An 18,869-nucleotide genomic window follows, 5' to 3' on the forward strand; every position below is an offset into this window, starting at 1 on the left:
TCTATGCCCATCCTTTTTACAAGACTACTTCATTAACAGTTTTACGAATCTCTTTCAATCGAGCAGAAACCGTACCGTCTAAGGTCTTTCCTGCTACTTCTACCTTCAAACCGCCCAATACCTTCGGGTCGATTTTCTCGGATAGAATAATGCTTTTTGCACAAAGCTTTTGCAACTTTTCGATTAAAGCTGACTTTTGCTCCTCTTGTAATGGTACTGCACTGATTACCAGAGCTTCTGCAATGCCCTGATCCTCCTGATACAGCGCTTTATAGGTCTTGTAGCTTTCTTTAAAGCCTCTTACCAGACCCTTTTCCAAAAGCAGCTTCAAAAAATTCAATAAATAAGGCTGCAGTTCCGTTGCAAAGGCTTGATCCAAAAGAGACAATCTCTCCTTCTTAGGAACGGAAGGCTCTGCAAGAAGAGAATAATACTCCGGATTTTCCTCCAGGAGTGTTTTTACACAACTCATCTCTTCTAAGATTTCTTTTTCCAGATGCTCTTCCTTGGCTAAGTCGTAAAGACTTTTCCCGTACAAGCTGGATGCCTTATTCATGATGCCTCCTCTACATTTTGTAAGAACTCATCAATTAAAGCCTTATGCTCATCTTCGTGGATTTCCTTCTCCACAACTTTTCCCGCAATATCCATAGCAATGCTTCCGATTTCATCCTTTACCTCATTCAAGGCTTTCTTTCTCTCTAAACGGATATCCTCTTCCGCCTTTGCTTTAATAGAACTTGCGTGTTGTTCCGCCTCTTTAATCAATTCCTCGGCACGGAGGTTTGCATCCTTCTTCGCATCCTCGATGATACGGTTTGCCTCTCCTCTAGCATCAGACATACTGGTCTCATATTCTGTCTTAACAGCCTCAGCTGCTTCTTTTGCTTTCTTTGCCTCTTGTATATCCTTATCTGCCGCTTCCTGTCTTTTCTTTAAGATCTCGTTAATTGGCTTAAAAAGAAAACGCTTAATGAGATATACCTGAATAAAAAGGTTCAAAATCTGGGCAATGAAGGTCCATGGAATGATGGTTACCAACTGTTGCGATTCCATACTTTTCTCCTTTCTTCACTTCTTGGTAGTATTTTTTCTTACTGTAAGAAATTCATGAACATACCAGGAGCAACGAAGATCAGAAGAAGACCGGTTACGAATCCGTAGATACCGGTTGTCTCGGCAATCGCACAACCCAATAACATAGTAGAAGTAACATCACCCTTACACTCAGGCTGTCTTCCGATAGCTTCCAAAGCCTTTGCTACAGCGTTACCTTCTCCGATACCGGGTCCAATACCTGCAATTAATGCAGCACCTGCACCGATAGCACATCCTGCTAATGCAATACCTCTTGCTAAAAACTGAAATTCACTCATTTTCTTGTCCTCCTAAATAAAATTGTTTATCCTTCTGCTGCGTTGGCGATATACATAATCGTCAACATGGTAAAAATAAATGCCTGCATGGCACTGGTAAACCAGTCAAAATAAAATCCTACGATAGCGGGGATACCCACTTGCAAAATAGGAATATTTGATAGAAAATCTCCTACTACACCGGGGATTAAGCCAAAGAGCGCGGAAGAGGCAATGGCCAATGATGCATAAATCAAACCACTGATAACCACTCCGGACAAAATGTTTCCGAAATGACGACATGCCATACTAATGGGGGTAGCCACATCCGAAAGGATGTTAAATGGCGTCATAACAGGAATGGGCTGGGTAAATCCCTTTAAAAATCCAATAATTCCACCTGCCTTAATCTTATTGGCAATGATGATTACATAAACCGTAATCGCCCAGGCTGCCTCTGTGGACAGATCTGCGGTAGGGCTTCGTAATCCGATCAAACTGATTAAGTTGGAAACGAGACTGGTGCCAAAAAGGGCTGCCACAAAGGGAATCATCTTATCAAACTTGGTTCCTCCCGTGTTGCTCCGTACTAAGTTGTTGGCACTTTCTACAATCAGCTCTGCAATGGCTTGCCTTTTACTAATATTTTCCACCCGTAGATTCCGAGTAAGGAAGATACATAGTCCTGTGATAATCGCCATAACAATCCAGCTGACTACTAGGGTTTCCGAAAGCAGAAAATCTCCTAGGAATGGAATTCCTGTAGGAATTTTAAGGAATATTTTTGCTCCAGAAATATCAAAATTCATACTCTAGTTTTCACCTCCTTGTGTTTTCGTATTCTTTTTCCAGGAAAGTACCCCTCGAATTCTCAAAAATGCTCCGGGAAAAAGTAAGGGAATAATACCGGCTACGGCGTTAAATATGGGAGCGATTAGCGCTATCACAATCCAAATCAACTGTAGCATGGTACGGTTTCGGTAAGACGCTCTCATCTTCTGATATGCATCCTCCTGATTTTCCGTATTGACAATTTCCTGTACAGTAATCCCCATGAGATAAAAATTCATTACTGCCACAAAAGTTCCCAATACGGCGGAAAGAATCACTCTGTAGTCAAAGCTGACTTTTTCCGGTTTGGCTATATGAAGAAAGAAAAAACAGATTAGCAGCACAAGGCAAGCTATTCCGCACTGCACAGCAATCTGCACAGTTTCTTTTTTCACAGTAGATTGTACCTTCATTTTTCTTATCCTTTCTAATGTAAAAGCTAAAGTCGGAGCTTCCTAACGATGTTGGTTAAAAGCCCGGTCCTTTGTCTCTTGCTTCTTCTCTTTCTCGGAGACAGACAGGTAAAACTTATAGGCTGTCATAAAGGAAGCCGCAAGACCGAAGAAAAATGCAGGCAGGTATATCCAGTAAGAAATGTGAAAGTGCTCTCTTAATTGATATGCCACAAATAAGCATAATAAAAGCGGCATTGCAAGGGATAATCCAAACTGACTCAGAATCGTTAGATTTCTGAATGCCTTTGACCATTCCTTCATGCCGCTCTCCTCCTTGATTGCTCACTTACGAGATAATTCCCGTTGCCATTTTCCATATAAAAAGGATTCTACACTAGCCCTACGAAATAGACAATATTGTTAAAGAAAAAACTTTTACAATTTCTTTCAAAGCAAAAGCAAATTTTATGGTAGTTCTTTTTTGCTTTTAGCACTTTTTACTGTAATGTTCTTTCTAAATCCGTCTTTTCGGGACAGCTCCTTTTTTATGAAAATTTTCACAACAGATACTTTATCGACTACTTTTGTAAGTTTTAAAAGAGTTTTATGAAAAATTTTATTCAGTTTATTTCTTTATGCTTATGAAATACTCTTTTCTGCCATATCTTGATGATGATAAAGATATCTTTTGCATTTATCCTACGGAAACGGGAGCTTCCTTAGCTTCTTCCTTCTTTTCCTGTACCGCTTCCTTCGGTTCTACCTTCTTCACTCTTTTACCGGTAATGGCGGAAGTGGGACACTTCTGAGCACAAATACCGCAATCGGTACATTTTTCATTCATCACTGCCAAATCATTCAGGACATGAATGGCATCGAAGGGACAGTTCTTCTCGCAAATTCCACAGGCAATACAGCCAATGGAACAACTATCCTTCACCGCCTTGCCCTTCAAAAGATTCTTGCAGGAAACGATGTGTTTCTTCTTGTAAGGAACAAAGGAAATCAACGCCTTGGGACAGGCCTTGATACAGGCACCGCAGGCCGTACACTTCTCCTTATCCACAATGGCAACACCATCCACCACATGAATGGCATCAAAGGCACAGACCTTTACACAGGAACCATAGCCACAGCAGGAATAGGGGCAGGACTTTTCCGTTCCTCCCGGAACTACAGCCAAGTCATTGCAGTCTGCAATTCCCGTATAGCTGGCAATCTGCTTTGTCTTGGAGCAAGAACCCTGGCAATGCACATGAGCAACCCTTTTTTCCTGGTCCATGGATACCTCTCCGGCACCAAGGATTTGTGCAATTTTCTCCGCTACAGGACTTCCTCCAACCGGACACTGTGTTACGGGAGCTTCTCCCAATGCCATAGCCTTAGCACAACCGTCACAGCCGGGGAATCCGCAGGCACCACAGTTGTTTCCCGGAAGTGCCCCGCGAATCTTTGCCTCTGTTTCGTCAACCTCTACTTTGAATTTCTCGGAGGCCACTCCTAAAAATACGCCCAAAATCAAACCTGTTGCACCCACTAAACCGGCGGCAACCAGGACCAATGTTGTCATTAGACTCATACTCAATCCTCCTTAAATCAATCCGCCAAAGCCGAAGAATGCAATCGCCATAAGGGCTGCGGTAACCAGGACAATGGGAGACCCCTGGAAAGAACGGGGAATTCTATCATTTCCTTCAATGATATTCTCCCGGATTCCTGCCATAAGCAGTAATGCTAAAGCAAAACCTACGGAAATTCCCAGTCCGTAAACTAAGCTCTGGGCAAAATTATAGCCATAAGAAACATTATTCAAGGCCACACCCAATACCGCACAGTTTGTGGTAATCAGAGGAAGGTATACTCCCAAAGACTCATAAAGAGAAGGTACATTCTTCTTTAAGAACATCTCTACAAACTGTACCAGTGCCGCAATAACCAGGATGAACACAATGGTATTCAGATACTCCAGACCATCCGTTAGCCCCAAAGCTTTGCAAAGGGGGCTGGAAGCCGCCAAGAAGGCAACATAGATGCCATGGGTGATTACAGAGGCAATCACGATAACGAAGATTACCGCTCCTCCCATACCCTTGGAGGACTCTGTCTTCTTAGACACACCAAGGAAAGGACAGATTCCCAAGAATTGGGAAAGCACTACGTTACTAACCAGGGAATACTTAATGGCAATCAATAGCAAATCAATCATACTGCCGCCTCCTTCTTCTCTACTTCACTCTTTTCAGGAGCCTTTTCCTTGCAATCGGAGAAGCAGCCCATGCAGTTTCCGCCACAAACAAATTCCTCCGGAGCATCTCCGTTGGTTGCGGAAGGAAGACGCAACTTGTTCTGAATTGCCGTAAGAACCGCAAGAACCAGGAAGGCACCGGGAGCCAGTACGAAAATGCTGATGCTGTAGGCCTCCGGAATCAATCTGAAGTTAAAGATGGTTCCTGCACCGATTAACTCTCTTACGGATCCGATAATGGTTAAGGCCAAAGTGAAGCCGATGCCCATGCCCAGACCGTCAAAGAAGGATAAGGCCGGGCCGTTAAACAAAGCATAGGACTCCGCTCTTCCTAAAATGATACAGTTAACTACAATCAAAGGAATATAAATTCCCAAAGCCTCATATAAAGCCGGTACATAGGCCTGAATCAAAAGCTGAACAATGGTAACCAAAGATGCTACTACCACGATTTCTCCCGGAAGACGCATACGCTCCGGAATAGTTTTACGAAGGGCGGAAATCAGCATATTGGAAAACATTAATACCGCTGTGGTGGACAATCCCATTCCCAATCCGTTTATCGCACTGGTGGTGGTTGCCAAGGTAGGACACATTCCCAGCATGATAATGAAGGTAGGGTTTTCTTTGATAATACCGTTATATAATCTTTCTATGTATTTATTCATTTCCCCCTCCTACTTTAAAACGTAATTTTCCACAAATTCCGTGGATGCATTTACCGTATTGGTTACCGCAGTACTGGTAATGGTGGCACCGGAAATCGCATCGATTTCATTCTCTCCTGCACCGCCGCCTTTTTTCACGGCAATCTTTGTAGTTTTCCCGGCAAACTGCTTGTAGAACTCGGGAAGAGTTGCTTTTTGTCCAAGACCTGCCGTCTCCGGTAAGGTTTCCGGGAAAGAAATTCCGGTAACCTTTAAGTCTTTATCCACACCTACAACCACTACAACGGGACCGCCGTAGCCTGCTGCATGTCCCTTCAGCACATATCCTACAGTTTCCCCTGAAGCATCCTTAGCCACAATAGCATCCGTCAGCTCTGCGCCGCCGTTATCCGTTGCCAAAGTTCCTTCTTCGGTAGCCTTCTGTAAAGTATCCTTCAGTTCCTCACTGTCATAATCCGCAGCATCCAAAACCACCTTGTAGGCTTTGTTGGTTGCTTCTTTAATGGCATTGGCAATGGTATCCTTCGTCATTCCGTATACCACGCCTAAAAGCAGTCCGGAGATTAAGGTAATGGCAGTAAGCACTAAGGCGTCTTTCATAAAGGAATCTTTTTTCATCTTACTTTCCCTCCCTGCCAAATGCCTTCGGTATCGTCATGTTATTGATGGTCGGTACCAAAATATTGCTCAAAATAATCGCATAGGAAACTCCCTCTGCAGAACCGCCGAAAAGACGGAACAATCCGGTTAAAATTCCCACAAGCACCGCAAAGACAATCTGTCCGTTGGGGGTAATGGGAGAAGATACATAGTCTGTCAGCATAAAAAAGGCACCGAAAATCAATCCGCCTCCTAAGATTTCGGAAGCCAGATAATGCATATCAAAGCCTCTTCCGGAGAAGATCAGGGTAAACAGCGCTACGGTTCCGATATAAATCAAAGGCATTTTCGGAGAAATAACCTTCCGAACAATCAGGTATAAAGCACCGATCAAAAGACAAATCTTAGATACCTCTCCGATGGTTCCCGGAATTCTTCCCACAAACATATCCATCAAATTCATGCTGGCATCCGGAGTTGTTTTTAAAATTGCAAGAGGGGTTGCGGTGGCAATTCCGTCTGCCCCTGCGTTGTTGAAAGCAGTCATCTTTCCTGCAAAGGAAATCAAGAGGAAGCAACGAGCCGCTAAAGCCGGGTTCATGAAGTTGGCTCCCAGGCCTCCATAAAGCTGCTTTACCACAATAATGGCAAACACGGATCCCACCATAGGAATCCAATAGGGAATTCCCGGAGGACAGTTTAATGCCAAAATCATACCGGTTACCGCAGCAGACCAGTCATTCACTGTTACCGGCAGCTTCATAGCCTTCTGATAAGCAAACTCTGTAAAAACCGCCATCAAAGTGGTGAGTACCACTACGAATAGAGCGTGAAATCCCCACTGTAAAACACCGTAAATAGCAGTGGGAAGCATGGCAATCACAACGTCTCTCATTAATTCCGCGGAAGTCACCCTGTCACGCACATGGGGATTCGCAGAAAGATGTAAAAGTTTCATTTATTTACCTCCCTGGGCCTTTGCGGCTTTTGCTCTCTTCTCTGCATTTACTTTTCTCTTCATCTGCTTAAAGCCCTGGGTCAAAGGACGCTTTGCGGGACACACATAGGAACAGCATCCGCACTCGATACACTCCATACCGTAAAGCTTTTCAAAGCGTTCCGTGTTCTTCTGAAGAGAAGCCACCATCATCAAGGTAGGCATCAAATTCTCCGGGCAGGCAGTAACGCATCTTCCGCAGTTAATGCAGGGAGTGGTCGCTTCTTCCGCCACCGGATCCTTCTTAAACGCCAAAATAGAGCTGGAGTTCTTGGTCACAGGAATGTCCAGCACGAAAAGCGGCATACCCATCATGGGACCTCCGGAAATCACCTTCTCCGGATCCTCCGAGAAACCGCCTGCTGCAGAAATCACCTGCTGATAATTGGTTCCTAAGGGCACACGGAAATTACCGGGGCTGGCTACCGCATCTCCGGTTACTGTTAAAATCTTTCTAACCAACGGCTTGGACTCGCAAACCGCCTCATAAATAGCCACAACGGTGTCTACATTGTCCACTACAACCCCTGCATCCGCAGGCAACATGGAGGAATTAATCTTTCTTCCGCTGGCTGCATAAATCAGCTGGCGCTCTCCCCCCTGGGGATAACGGGTTCTTAACGGCACAACTTCAATCTTATCCATGCCTTTTACCTTCTCCGTTAAAAGCTTGATGGCTTCAGGCTTGTTGTCCTCAATGCAAATCTTTCCTTTAGCGTTGGGAAAAAGGGAAAGCACCACCTGTAAGCCGCCGATCAGCTTATCCGGCATCTCCAGCATATCTCTGTAATCGGAGGTAAGATAAGGCTCACACTCCGCACCATTCACCAAAAATAAATCAATCTTATCGATTTCTTTCGGACTAAGCTTTACAAAAGTAGGGAAACCGGCGCCTCCTAAGCCCACAATGCCGGCGTCTCTTACGATGTTTACAATTTCTTCCCGAGACATTGCTTTGTAGTCTCTTTTATCACCAAAGCCCGGAATGGATTCATATTGTTGATCATTATCCACCACAATGGACTCCACCATAGCTCCCCCTACGGTCAGTCTCTTCTCAATGGCTTTAACGGTACCTGACACAGAAGAAATAACAGGTGCGGAAATAAAGCCGTTTGCCTCTGCAATCTTCTGTCCTAAAAGAACCCGATCTCCCTTTTGTACCAAAGGCTTGGCAGGGGCTCCAATGTGTTGCGAAAGTGGATAAACCATCAACCCCTCCGGACGCAAATCAACAATGGACTTATCCATTGCCAATTCCTTTCCGTCATAGGGATGAACGCCACCCTTAAAAGTGGTAACACCCATTTTTATACCTCCCAAAATCTTTTCATAGACAAATATTATTATACTATGAAGATTCTTAAAAACAAAGAAAGAGAACCCTATGCACGGAATTTTGTGCATAGAATTCTCCTATATTTTCTTACTTTTTTTATGATATTTGCACAATCAGCTAAAAATTTTTTTGTCAAATTTTTGTCACTAGCTCTTGAAGACTTCCCTTTCATTTTCTATTTCTGTTAAAAATTTTCTGAAAATAGAAAGAAGGGGCTGTAAAAAAAATCAAAATAGTTTTCTAAGCAATATAGGTCTAAATTCGGGGCACGCTCTCGCTAGCTTCGCCACGTAGCGGATACTAAGCGAAAAACTTCGATTCTCTTGTTTTTCGCAAGTACCGACGGGCTCAGACTACCTTTCATTTAGACCTATATTGCCGAAAATCTATTTATCATTTTGATTTTTTACAGCTCCTTATCCCTTCTCCTGTAAACGGTAGGCTTTCAAAAGCTGCTTGGCCAATACCGCAGTAGTTACAGCGCCCAAGCCTCTTGGCACCGGAGAAATCTTTTCGGCAACGGTTGCCATAGTATCAAAATCCACATCTCCTACAAGATTTCCCTTTTCATCCCGGTTGGTTCCCACGTCGATTACCGTAGCCCCCTCCTTACAATAAGAAGAGCCTATTGCTTTTGCTTTTCCCATACAGCAAACCAAAACGTCCGCTCTCTTGGTCACTTCTTTTATATTACTCGTTTTACTGTGACAGAGAGTTACCGTGGCATCCCCATTGGTCATCAGGATGGACAAGGGTCTTCCCACTACCAAAGAACGTCCCAAAATGCAAACTTCCTTTCCCGCCAGGGGAATCTTATAAAAACGGCACATTTCCATAACTGCCTGTGCAGTGCAGGGCGCAAAGGCACTTTCATCCTTTAAAATCAAGCCCGCCATGCTCTCTCTGCTGACCCCTTCCACATCCTTTTCTCTCTTAATCATTCTGAAGGCTGTTTCCTGATCCAAATGAGAGGGAAGGGGACGAAATATCATAATTCCGTGAATCTCTTCATCATCATTTAAAAATTGAATAACCTCCTGAAACTGCTCATTGCTGCAATCCGCCGGAAGCTGATAGCTCTTTACTTCCAATCCGAAGGATAGAAAACGCTTTTTAATGGCCTTCTCATAGGTAACATCCGCCGTCCTTTCTCCTACACGGATAAGCGCCAAAGCCGGCATCACCCCGGGTCTCTCCGCCAAAAAGGCCACACATTCCTTCTCTATTTCTTCCGCCACCGGTTTTCCCAATAATTCTTCCATACTTCCTTACTACTCCTTTCCCCATTTGAAATTAAGTCTTTAAGCTCCTCTTACCACATTTTCTACCGTCTGAATAATCTCTTCCAGCGAAGAAATGCCCGTTCTTGCCCTATCGCAAACTGCCTCTCTTTTCGCCTTGATTTCCCGATTCTGCATACTTTTGGTATTGATATATACATTCAGTATGGCACTTTCCATGGCTGTCTTCAGGAAGCCAGCCCCTACTCCCACATCCGATAGGGCAATTCGGGAACCTCTCTCCTGTAATCTGGCAAATAAAGGAAGCTTCTCTAAGCATAGCTCCAAAAGCTCTGTAGGCACCAATGACGCCTCCGTAAGACAGCGCTCCATCGTTTCCCTGTAAATCTTTTGTTCTTCCTCTGTTTCTCTGGGTAAGGAATATGCCTTTGACAGAGGCAGGAAAACCTCTTCATCCTTTGCTTCCAAAGCAAGAGCCTTCTGTTTTGCCTCCTCCAGGGATTTCATGATTTCTTCCAGTTCTTCCTGAAAGTCTGCATAGCTCTTCTTTCCTAATGTCAGGTTCCCCACCATCAAGCCCAGAGAAAAGGCAAATGCAGCCGACAGAGCCGCCGCCCCGCCACCTCCGGGAATCGGGCTCTTGGAAGAAAGAGCCTCTAAATACTGAACAACGGTTTCTTGCTTCTGCTCTTTCATTCCTTTCCCCTCCTGCACTTGGCCCTTAATGGACTTCTATAACATACCAATCCTATATCCTATAATTTTGCTGTTTATACTAGCATAATATTTCTGTTTTATACAAGTTTTCTGTTTTACACAAGCTTTCCGTTTCGCACAAGCTTTCTGTTATACACAAGCTTTCTCAATGCAATATGGTTGCCCAAATCGCTTGAGTGACGCCAACAAGACAGGACACGATACAGGGAGAACAGGCCTAAACACAAAACAAGGTTCCAAGCTGTCTTCCTCCACCGGCTTGGAACCTTCACACAGTATTTTGCTTTATATTCTTCGAAGGAAAGAATTTATTCTTATGAAAAACTTCCTTTTACGCTTTCTTCTCCTGTAAAGCCCTTACTAGCTCCGGGAGTCCGAAAAGGGTGATGAAGCCCCCGGCATCCTTATGATCGTATAAATCTCCCGTGGTAAAGCTTGCCAGGGAAGCATTGTAAAGAGAATAGGGAGAAGAGGTTCCGGCCTTTATGATATTTCCCTTATAAAGCTTCATCTTGGTCTCTCCGGATACCTTCTCCTGGGTGCTCTTCACAAAGGCCTGCAAAGCTTCCCGAAGAGGAGCAAACCACTTTCCTTCATAAACCACCTGAGAAAACTTCTCCTCTACGATTTTCTTCATTTCCATGGTCTGCCGATCCAAAATCAGCTCTTCCAACTGCTTATGGGCTTCCAAAAGAATGGTTCCCCCGGGAGTTTCGTAAACTCCACGACTCTTCATCCCCACCACGCGGTTCTCCACAATATCCACAATGCCGATACCGTTCTTTCCCCCCAGGTGATTCAGTTCCTCAATCATCTCCTTCAAGGACATTTTCTTCCCATTCAATGCCACCGGCACTCCCTTTTCCCAGGTAATGGATAGAGGGGTTTCCTGATCCGGTGCCTTCTGAGGTGTTACGGAGAGCATTAAAAGATGCTCATAATTAGGCTCTGTCTCCGGGTCCTCCAGCTCTAAGCCTTCATGGGAAATATGCCAAAGATTCCTGTCCCTGCTGTAGGAATTCTCATGGCTCCCAAAAGCCAGGTCAATACCCTTTCCCTTACAGTATGCCATTTCATCTTCCCTGGACTGAAAAGTCCAAAGCTCTGTCATTCGCCAAGGGGCAAGAATATGCAGCTCCGGTGCTAAAGCCTTAATGCCTAGCTCAAAACGAATCTGGTCGTTACCCTTTCCGGTAGCTCCGTGACAAATGGCGCTAGCCCCCTCCTTCTTGGCAATCTCCACCAATCTTTTGGCAATAGCCGGACGAGCCATGGAAGTGCCCAAAAGGTATTTATTTTCATAGCAGGCATTGGCTTGAATACAGGGAAGAACATATTCCTCGCAGAATTCATCCTGAATATGCTCGATATACAGTTTCTCCGCTCCTGACAGCTTCGCCCGTTCCGGAAGGTCGGAAAGCTCCTCTTCCTGCCCCACATCCACGCAGACACAAACAACCTTATAGCCAAAATTCTCCTTCAGCCAAGGAATAATGGCAGTGGTATCCAGACCTCCGGAATAAGCCAGAATAATCTTCTCCCCCTTGGTATTTCCCTCCGGTATCATGCTTCCCATATTGACTCCTTTCAAAAATCCATCTTCTCCAAAAACGCTGCTCTACCCTCAAGACCAGCTTAGAATAATAGATATTTATTCAGATGTCAAGCATATTTATTCATTTATATCCACTATTATTCCTTTTATATGAATATTAATTCCTCCATAGAGAATGATAATTTCTCCCAAGAGAATATTTCTCCTCATTTCGATAGTTCCCGAAGTATTCTTTTTTCAGAGCCCGGGAAATAAAAAAAGAAGATGCAAACAAGCTTACGTTTACATCTTCTTTTTTATTAATCCCAAAGCGCTCCGGGAGCTCCTTTGGTCTTCCTGTTCTTTACACAGCTTTCCAGAGAAATAGCATCATAGATATCTTCTTCCACTAAATCGGAAAACTTCCTGTACTCTTCCAAGGAAAGCTCTTCCAAATCCTTTCCTTCCTTCTCACAGTACAAAACCAACTCTCCCACAACACCGTGGGCAGTACGGAAGGGCATGCCTTTTTTCACCAGATAATCTGCCACATCCGTAGCATTGCTGAAGCCCTTTTTCGCGCTTTCCCGAAGGCGTTCCAAACGGAATTCCATGCTTTCCAGCATTTTCGCCATGACGCGAAGACAAAATTGCAGGGTGTCCATACTGTCGAAGGCCACCTCCTTATCCTCCTGCATATCCTTGTTATAGGCCAGAGGCAGTCCCTTCATGGTGGTCAAAAGAGAAAAGAGATTGCCGTAAACTCTTCCGGTTTTTCCCCGAATCAACTCCGCCATATCCGGATTCTTCTTCTGGGGCATAATGCTGGAGCCTGTGGAATATTTGTCGGACAAGCGGATGTAGCCATAATCGTTGCTGTTCCAAAGAATGATTTCCTCACACAGTCTGGATAAATGCATACTAATCATGGATAGGCAGAATAGATATTCAATCAAATAGTCCCGATCCGAAACGGAATCCATGGAATTTTCCGTAGCGGCGGTAAAGCCAAGCTCCTTTGCCACCATTTCCCGGTCCAAAGGATAGGTGGTGCCGCCGAAAGCTCCGGCGCCCAAGGGAGAGAAATTCATTCTCTTCTCTCCGTCCAAAAGACGACTCCTGTCTCTTAAAAACATTTCCTTGTAGGCCCCGAAATGATGAGCGATGGTAGTTGGTTGAGCCTTTTGCAAATGGGTAAAGCCCGGCATAATATCTCTTCTATGCTTCTCCATGAGTTTTTCAATGACGGCAAGTAATTCCTCCAGATACCCTCTGCATTCTTCACTGTTTCTCCGTACATAAAGACGCATGTCCAGTGCTACCTGGTCATTTCGGGAGCGGCCGGTATGCAATTTCTTCCCCAGCTCTCCGATTCTTTGAATTAAAACCGTTTCCACAAAGGAATGAATATCCTCCGCATCCCCTTCTATCAAAAGCTTCCCGGACTCTAAATCCTTTCGAATCCCTTCCAATCCCTCTTGGATCTTCCGACCTTCCTCTTCCGTGAGAACCCCCACCTTGGTAAGCATTTTCACATGGGCAAGGGAGCCCTCCAAATCTTCCATAGCTAAACGCTTATCAAAGGGGAGAGAGGCATTGAAGGCCTGTGCCAACTCATCCACGTTTTCCGTAAATCTTCCACCCCATAATTTCATCCGCTACTCCTTTACATCCATTTTTTCCACTTCCAGTCCCCGTTTTCTTCCTCTGGGAAGTCTACCGGTATAAACCTTTACCGGATAGGGACTGTGGCCTCTTTTCCGGCTTCTTCCGTTGGGAATATTGTCATGGGGAATCTTCACCCGCAGGTTCTCTGCCCCGGAACGCTGCTCCAAGCTTTTTGGTGCCGGCCCCAGCTTCTTCCGAATCAAGAGAAATGCCGCGAAGAAAAGGATTGCCGTAAAGCTTAGCAAAAGCCCGAATCGCCAACCCTCCGGCGTATATTGTAAACGAACGGTGTGCTGTCCTTCCGATACGGGAACGCCTAAAAATCCTGTAAAGACTGCCTCCGGCTCCACCTTATTTCCATCTACCGTGACCTTCCAGCCCGGATCATAAGGAATACTGAAGAAAATCTTGCCCTCTTCCTTGGCCTGCACCGTACCTTCTATCGTTCTTGTATTCATTTTACCAAGCTTAAATCCTCGTCCGGACAGAGCCTCCACAAAATCGGAAAGCACCTCATAATGAAAACGATATACGGTGGCATCCATGCTCTGCCCCTCCGTCTTGGAGCTGAGCTTTACTTCCGTTCCGGCGGAAAGATAGCCTAAATCCAGCAAATATCCTCTATCCACATGGTCATAGCTTTTTTCCCTCTCCGGAAATTGCACCTTGACCTCTTCCACCTTCGTGTTATTCACATAGGCAAAATAGTGCCCTTCCTCTGTAGCAGTAAAGCTGTAATCCTCTCCTTCTCTTTCACCAAGAATGGTTTCTAAAGCATTTTCCCCTGTAATAGATTCGGAAATACTGTTTTGCACCAGCGCCGGAGTTCCCGCCTTTTCATTCCACTGATTCAGCTCCTCTTCGCTTAAAGCAAAGCCAACAGGTAGAACTTGGGTGTTTTCATAAAGACGATAGTCTCCCTCTCCTGTCCAATAAGCCAGCCCCTGTTCCTCCGCATTCTTCAATTCTTCCTTGGTAATCAGATATTTGACCGAAAGAAGACTGTTCATCAAGGGTGTGGCCCCGTTAATCGCGTAAGCGTTGGTGGAAGCCTCCATTCCTAAGAGAGTATAAACCTCCGACATTTTCCCGTAGGCTGTGGAGGAGAAAATAGAGGCACTGGGATACTGCATAAGCGCCCCGTCATCCTTAGTTTTACGATCCGCCCTATCCACACGGTAAAAATCGGAATCCTCCAGCTTGACTTCCGAAAGCAGGGTAGCCGTTTCCTTCTGTCCCTCCAGATAATTCGCCCGATTGGTGGTGGGCACGGAGGTCACCGCCATATTTGCCGTAGCCTCTATAAAGCAGAGGGCAAGCAAGGTATAGAAAAAGCTTCTTGGGGTAAATGCTTTTTTCTCCAGCACGAAGAGAAGATAGTACAAAAAGCTGAAGAGCATGCCCAGATAGAACACAGACCAATGAAAGCCCTCCACCGTAATCAGCTTCTGACACAGAAGCGCAAAAACAAAGCAGAGGAAGAAGGAAAGACTGTAGTCCTTTTTCGTATTCCCTTTCCGTTTCACCATAAGCTCCGCTCCCTGGGTAAGGATCAGGAAAATGTATAAAAAGCTCTGTCTTGCAGGCAGGCTGTTGGGATAATGAAAGCCATGCCAGATAAAATTCAAAACATTGATGGAAAAGCTTAAAAAGAAGAAAATACTCAGGATGGCGTAAAAGCATTTTCTGGAAAGGGAAATGCTTTGATTTCGGTAATACAGGGGCAACAAAAAGAGCAGCAAGGTTCCGGCATAAATATTAGGCCAATGCTTTAAGCCCTGCTCCGTTTCCACAAAGGCAAACTGTCTGGCCAGCATATCGATGATGCCAAAATATTGGGTAAAGGTCTTCGGAAAGGAAATGCTGGAAGAAGCGGTAAAACGCAGGGCAAAATAAGCCGGGAGCAGAAAAACCGCCGCCATTGCCCCGGCCAAGAAGGAATAAAGACCGAAGCGAAAAAGAATGAGAAAAATCCCCTGTCTTCTTTCCCGAAGGATAAAGAAAAATTGGAACAGAAAATATACCACCAAAAACAGGCAGATCATAATACTGATGTAATAATTGGAAAGAATGGAAAGGGCCAGGCTTACCGTATACAGTCCAACCTCTCCCCTTTCCATCATTCGCTCCAAGCCCAGAAGAATCAGAGGGAAAAGCAGTACACAATCCAGCCACATTACATTCCAGGAATAGGCCGCGATATAGCCGGATAAGGCATAAAGTAAGGCAAAGATAATAAAGTAAGGACTGTTTTTCTGAAAATGATAGCGAAAATACAGGGAAGCCGTCGCTCCTGTCAGTGCAATTTTCAGAAGCACCAAATAACTTACATACTCAATCACCAAGCCCTTAGGAAAAAGCAAAATAAACCAATTCAAAGGGCTGGCCAGATAGTAGGCAATCAGAGCAATAAAATTGCTGCCAAGGCCTATATGAAAGCTATAGAGTAAAGATTCCCCGGATTGCAGCTTTCTTTGAAATTCCTGAAAAAAGGGAGCGTACTGATGATATAAGTCCGTACGCAAAAAGCTTTCTTTTCCAAATGGAAATACCCCCTTTGCCACAAAAATCCCCAGCATGGCCAGAAGGGGGAGCAGGAAGGAAATGATTTCCTGCTTTCCCAAACGGATTTTCTCGAAAGCGCTTCTCTCTTTATTCATAGCATCTTCTCCTTACTTAAAAATCAAAAATTTGCTGGCAAAGTAATTTCCCACCAGATTAATGACCGAACTTCCCAGCCATCCCAGTCCATGGGAAAAATGCAAAATATCCACAAAAAATACCAGCAGGAAAAAACTGGCTATGCCGGAAAACACCCTCAGGGAAAAGAAAGAAATAAATTCCTGAATTCCCTTCTTTTCCGTTTTTTGAAAGACAAAAAACTTATTTCCGTAGTAGGCAAAGACCACCGCCAAGAAGAAGGCAACGCCATAGGATATTTTATAGGAAAAAAAAGGGGAAATTGATTGCTTTTGCAAAAGAAGATCCAGAACGTGGTAAATCACGTAATTCACTAAAGTGGTGAGAACCCCCATTACAAGATATCGTATACTTTCTAATAATTGCTTATTCATTATATTTTTTAACACCTTAAATTCTATTCTTAGTTTTTGAACATGCCTAGTATACGAAAAGAGGGAGGGGAAAGCAAGAAGGGATAGGGAAGTCCGGGAAAATAATACTGTAGGCAAGAAGAGAAAATAATACGCTATAAAAAACAGCTTTGGTACAGGGGCTAAGATTGTCCCTGCGCCAAAGCTTTTTTGGTATAAGTATCTTTTGTATCGCTGTTTTTGTAAAGCTGCGTATCCCTTACTTTCTTACTGCCTTTAGCTTTCTCCCATCTTTCCTTACCGACTTCTCCATCTACTCTATTTTCTAGCCGGCCTTCTTGGGAGAATGGGCATGAATCCTTTCTTCCACCTCCACTCTGGGTATACTGAGGGAAATGGAGAGCTCCTCGTAAAGAATATCCTCTGCCTGCTCCATAAAGTGTAAGTCTAAAAGGGTGAGTTTTTTCCCCTGTCTTGCCCGTTCCACTCTTCTTTCCATCAAGGTCTTAATCACCTGTAACAATGCATCCGGCGCACAGCTCTTGATACTGTCTCTGCAATTCTCTTCCCGCTGTTTCGGCGTCTTACATTGTAAGGCATGAATGTTCTCCACACTAAGCATAAAGCTTTCCGCCTGCTCTCTGGTCATTACCGATCGCATGTTGGTCTTGCCTGCCTCTACCGGAGCATATACGGCACCATCCGGTTTCTTTACTGCCTGCAAGATATAATATTCTTTGTCTTTGGGAATTCCTTCTAAATTCAGGTGTGTCGTTCCGATAATCTTATGGACACCCTTACAGCCATAAACCACATACGTGCCTGACTGGTACATTTTCTCCTCCTATTCTATTGAGATATTTACGATTTCCTTAAAACTGCTTTTGATTGTAACATTCTCCCAATAGGATTACCAGCATTTTGCACGATTTATAAAAATTTTGTCTGACTTAAATAAAAAGAATTTATAAGTAATCGCTTTTTTATGCGTTTTTCTTTTTTACTTATGATAAGGCTCCCCTGCATTTATACGGAAGGCTCTGTATATTTGCTCCAAAAGAATCACTCGCATGAGCTGGTGGGGAAAGGTCATAGCGGAGAAGCTTAAAGAATAGTTGGCTCTGGAAAGGACGGAGGGAGCCAGTCCCAGAGAGCCTCCGATTACAAAACAGAATTCACTTTCTCCGTGGAGAGCCTGCTTTTCCAAAAATTTGGCAAAGGCTACGGAGTCCAGCTCCTTTCCCAGGATGGCTAGGGCAATCACAAAGGCACGATCCTGAATTTTACTAAGGATTCTTTCTCCCTCCTTCTCCAAAACCTGTAAAACCTCCGTTTCACTGGCTTCTTCCTTGGTCTTTTCATCTGCCACTTCAATAATTTCCCATTTACAATAGGAAGAAAGGCGCTTTCCGTATTCAGAAAGTGCCTCTCGATAAAACTTCTCTTTGATTTTTCCAACCGCAATAATTTTAATGGTCATAGTGTCCCAACTCTGTTTTTTACTCTGTTCTTCTCAATATTATCCTCTACTACGCTCTGTAGGAAGTACGCGAATACAGGATATTCTATATTCTTTAGACTCTGCCTCTTGGATACTTCGTCACATCAAAGGAAATCAGCTTCTTATCCGCATAGCCCAGAGCGTCAAAGTAATAGTTTTTCCCCTCAATCAGATAAGAAATGTTGGTTTCTCCCTCGGCCTGTACCATGCCTCTGGGGCGTCCCTGCTCATCCTTTTCAAAGTAGAAAGTGTGGAACTTTCCATTTTCATCCGGAATGCTGGCCCATCCGGTAAGAACTACCCCTGCGGTATCGCTGTTTTGCTCTTTATTATCATACTGCGCGAAAAACCAGTGGCTGTCCTCGTTAAACCAGCCTTCAGCCATCTTTCCTTCGGCATTAAAGTAATAAAAGCGGTCTCCAATCTGTACCCAACGCTCCTTGGCGTACTTCCAGGACTTGGACTTTACGTCCAGGTACAAAAGCTTCCAGGCACTGTCTTCCTTTTCCCAGATATAGGCTGTGGTGCTTCCCTTCTTCACCCCGGTAAGCTCTTCCTTGGTGGCTGCCCTTTCCTCGGCATGTCCCTGAAAACTCTGAAAAGAAAAGAGGAACAAGAAGGAGAAAAGCAGGAGCAAGGTGCCCCATACTCTTCTCTTCTTTTCCTCTACCGTTGTTCTCTCTGCTTTACACATAAAACCTCCCGTCTACTCGGGAAGTTAAAGC

Annotated in this window: 21 protein-coding genes; all 21 read right to left on the reverse strand. The window is 44.4% G+C overall.

The window, feature by feature from the left end; all coding sequences use genetic code 11:
• Positions 1-16 precede the first annotated feature (16 nt).
• Positions 17-556: an ATP synthase F1 subunit delta gene (gene atpH / locus RYO92_RS03095; protein WP_315369458.1), complete on the reverse strand. Its 540-nt coding sequence runs from the start codon at positions 554-556 to the stop codon at positions 17-19.
• Complete coding sequence (gene atpF, locus RYO92_RS03100) at positions 553-1,056, reverse strand: F0F1 ATP synthase subunit B (protein WP_315369459.1); 504 nt, start codon at positions 1,054-1,056, stop codon at positions 553-555. Before atpF ends, atpH begins: the two co-directional genes overlap by 4 nt.
• 38 nt (positions 1,057-1,094) lie before the next feature.
• Positions 1,095-1,376, reverse strand: a complete 282-nt coding sequence (gene atpE / locus RYO92_RS03105) for an ATP synthase F0 subunit C (protein WP_315369460.1) — start codon at positions 1,374-1,376, stop codon at positions 1,095-1,097.
• 26 nt (positions 1,377-1,402) lie between these two features.
• The gene (locus tag RYO92_RS03110; protein WP_315369461.1) at positions 1,403-2,164 is read right to left on the reverse strand and encodes a F0F1 ATP synthase subunit A; all 762 of its coding nucleotides are present in this window, start codon (positions 2,162-2,164) and stop codon (positions 1,403-1,405) included.
• A gap of 3 nt (positions 2,165-2,167) precedes the next feature.
• Positions 2,168-2,599, reverse strand: coding sequence for an ATP synthase subunit I (locus tag RYO92_RS03115; RefSeq protein ID WP_315369462.1), 432 nt, complete (start codon positions 2,597-2,599; stop codon positions 2,168-2,170).
• A gap of 42 nt (positions 2,600-2,641) precedes the next feature.
• On the reverse strand, positions 2,642-2,902 hold the full coding sequence (locus RYO92_RS03120; RefSeq protein WP_314834171.1) for an AtpZ/AtpI family protein: 261 nt from the start codon (positions 2,900-2,902) through the stop codon (positions 2,642-2,644).
• A 373-nt stretch (positions 2,903-3,275) separates the two neighbouring features.
• Positions 3,276-4,160, reverse strand: coding sequence for an RnfABCDGE type electron transport complex subunit B (locus tag RYO92_RS03125; protein WP_315271795.1), 885 nt, complete (start codon positions 4,158-4,160; stop codon positions 3,276-3,278).
• Positions 4,161-4,172: 12 nt separating this feature from the next.
• The gene (locus RYO92_RS03130) at positions 4,173-4,787 is read right to left on the reverse strand and encodes an electron transport complex protein RnfA (RefSeq protein ID WP_183683052.1); all 615 of its coding nucleotides are present in this window, start codon (positions 4,785-4,787) and stop codon (positions 4,173-4,175) included.
• Positions 4,784-5,494: an electron transport complex subunit E gene (locus RYO92_RS03135; protein WP_315365388.1), complete on the reverse strand. Its 711-nt coding sequence runs from the start codon at positions 5,492-5,494 to the stop codon at positions 4,784-4,786. The genes RYO92_RS03130 and RYO92_RS03135 overlap by 4 nt, the downstream gene beginning before the upstream one ends.
• Before the next feature lie 9 nt (positions 5,495-5,503).
• Entirely contained in the window at positions 5,504-6,112 is a 609-nt protein-coding gene (locus RYO92_RS03140; protein ID WP_007157841.1) for an RnfABCDGE type electron transport complex subunit G, read from the reverse strand.
• Between the two features lies 1 nt (position 6,113).
• A complete protein-coding gene (locus RYO92_RS03145) occupies positions 6,114-7,052 on the reverse strand; it encodes an RnfABCDGE type electron transport complex subunit D (protein ID WP_304072185.1) in 939 nt (312 codons plus the stop codon).
• Positions 7,053-8,399, reverse strand: coding sequence for an electron transport complex subunit RsxC (rsxC, locus tag RYO92_RS03150; protein WP_315369463.1), 1,347 nt, complete (start codon positions 8,397-8,399; stop codon positions 7,053-7,055). It lies immediately after the preceding gene.
• Between the two features lie 447 nt (positions 8,400-8,846).
• A complete protein-coding gene (locus RYO92_RS03155; protein WP_315369464.1) occupies positions 8,847-9,692 on the reverse strand; it encodes a bifunctional 5,10-methylenetetrahydrofolate dehydrogenase/5,10-methenyltetrahydrofolate cyclohydrolase in 846 nt (281 codons plus the stop codon).
• A gap of 39 nt (positions 9,693-9,731) precedes the next feature.
• Positions 9,732-10,367: a cyclodeaminase/cyclohydrolase family protein gene (locus tag RYO92_RS03160; protein WP_314346617.1), complete on the reverse strand. Its 636-nt coding sequence runs from the start codon at positions 10,365-10,367 to the stop codon at positions 9,732-9,734.
• 352 nt (positions 10,368-10,719) lie between these two features.
• Positions 10,720-11,964 (reverse strand): argininosuccinate synthase, encoded by a 1,245-nt coding sequence (locus RYO92_RS03165; protein WP_315369465.1) that lies wholly within the window; start codon positions 11,962-11,964, stop codon positions 10,720-10,722.
• 278 nt (positions 11,965-12,242) lie between these two features.
• Entirely contained in the window at positions 12,243-13,577 is a 1,335-nt protein-coding gene (gene argH, locus RYO92_RS03170) for an argininosuccinate lyase (protein WP_315369466.1), read from the reverse strand.
• A gap of 3 nt (positions 13,578-13,580) precedes the next feature.
• Entirely contained in the window at positions 13,581-16,250 is a 2,670-nt protein-coding gene (locus RYO92_RS03175; protein ID WP_315369467.1) for a YfhO family protein, read from the reverse strand.
• Positions 16,251-16,262: 12 nt separating this feature from the next.
• Positions 16,263-16,664: a GtrA family protein gene (locus RYO92_RS03180; RefSeq protein WP_304071016.1), complete on the reverse strand. Its 402-nt coding sequence runs from the start codon at positions 16,662-16,664 to the stop codon at positions 16,263-16,265.
• Positions 16,665-16,968: 304 nt separating this feature from the next.
• Complete coding sequence (locus RYO92_RS03185; protein WP_304071018.1) at positions 16,969-17,478, reverse strand: CarD family transcriptional regulator; 510 nt, start codon at positions 17,476-17,478, stop codon at positions 16,969-16,971.
• 165 nt (positions 17,479-17,643) lie between these two features.
• Positions 17,644-18,123 (reverse strand): 23S rRNA (pseudouridine(1915)-N(3))-methyltransferase RlmH, encoded by a 480-nt coding sequence (gene rlmH / locus RYO92_RS03190; RefSeq protein ID WP_314345556.1) that lies wholly within the window; start codon positions 18,121-18,123, stop codon positions 17,644-17,646.
• 94 nt (positions 18,124-18,217) lie between these two features.
• Positions 18,218-18,838: a cell wall-binding protein gene (locus RYO92_RS03195; protein WP_315369468.1), complete on the reverse strand. Its 621-nt coding sequence runs from the start codon at positions 18,836-18,838 to the stop codon at positions 18,218-18,220.
• Positions 18,839-18,869 lie beyond the last annotated feature (31 nt).

This window comes from Oribacterium sinus (assembly GCF_963553175.1).
Lineage (GTDB): Bacteria > Bacillota > Clostridia > Lachnospirales > Lachnospiraceae > Oribacterium > Oribacterium sinus_B.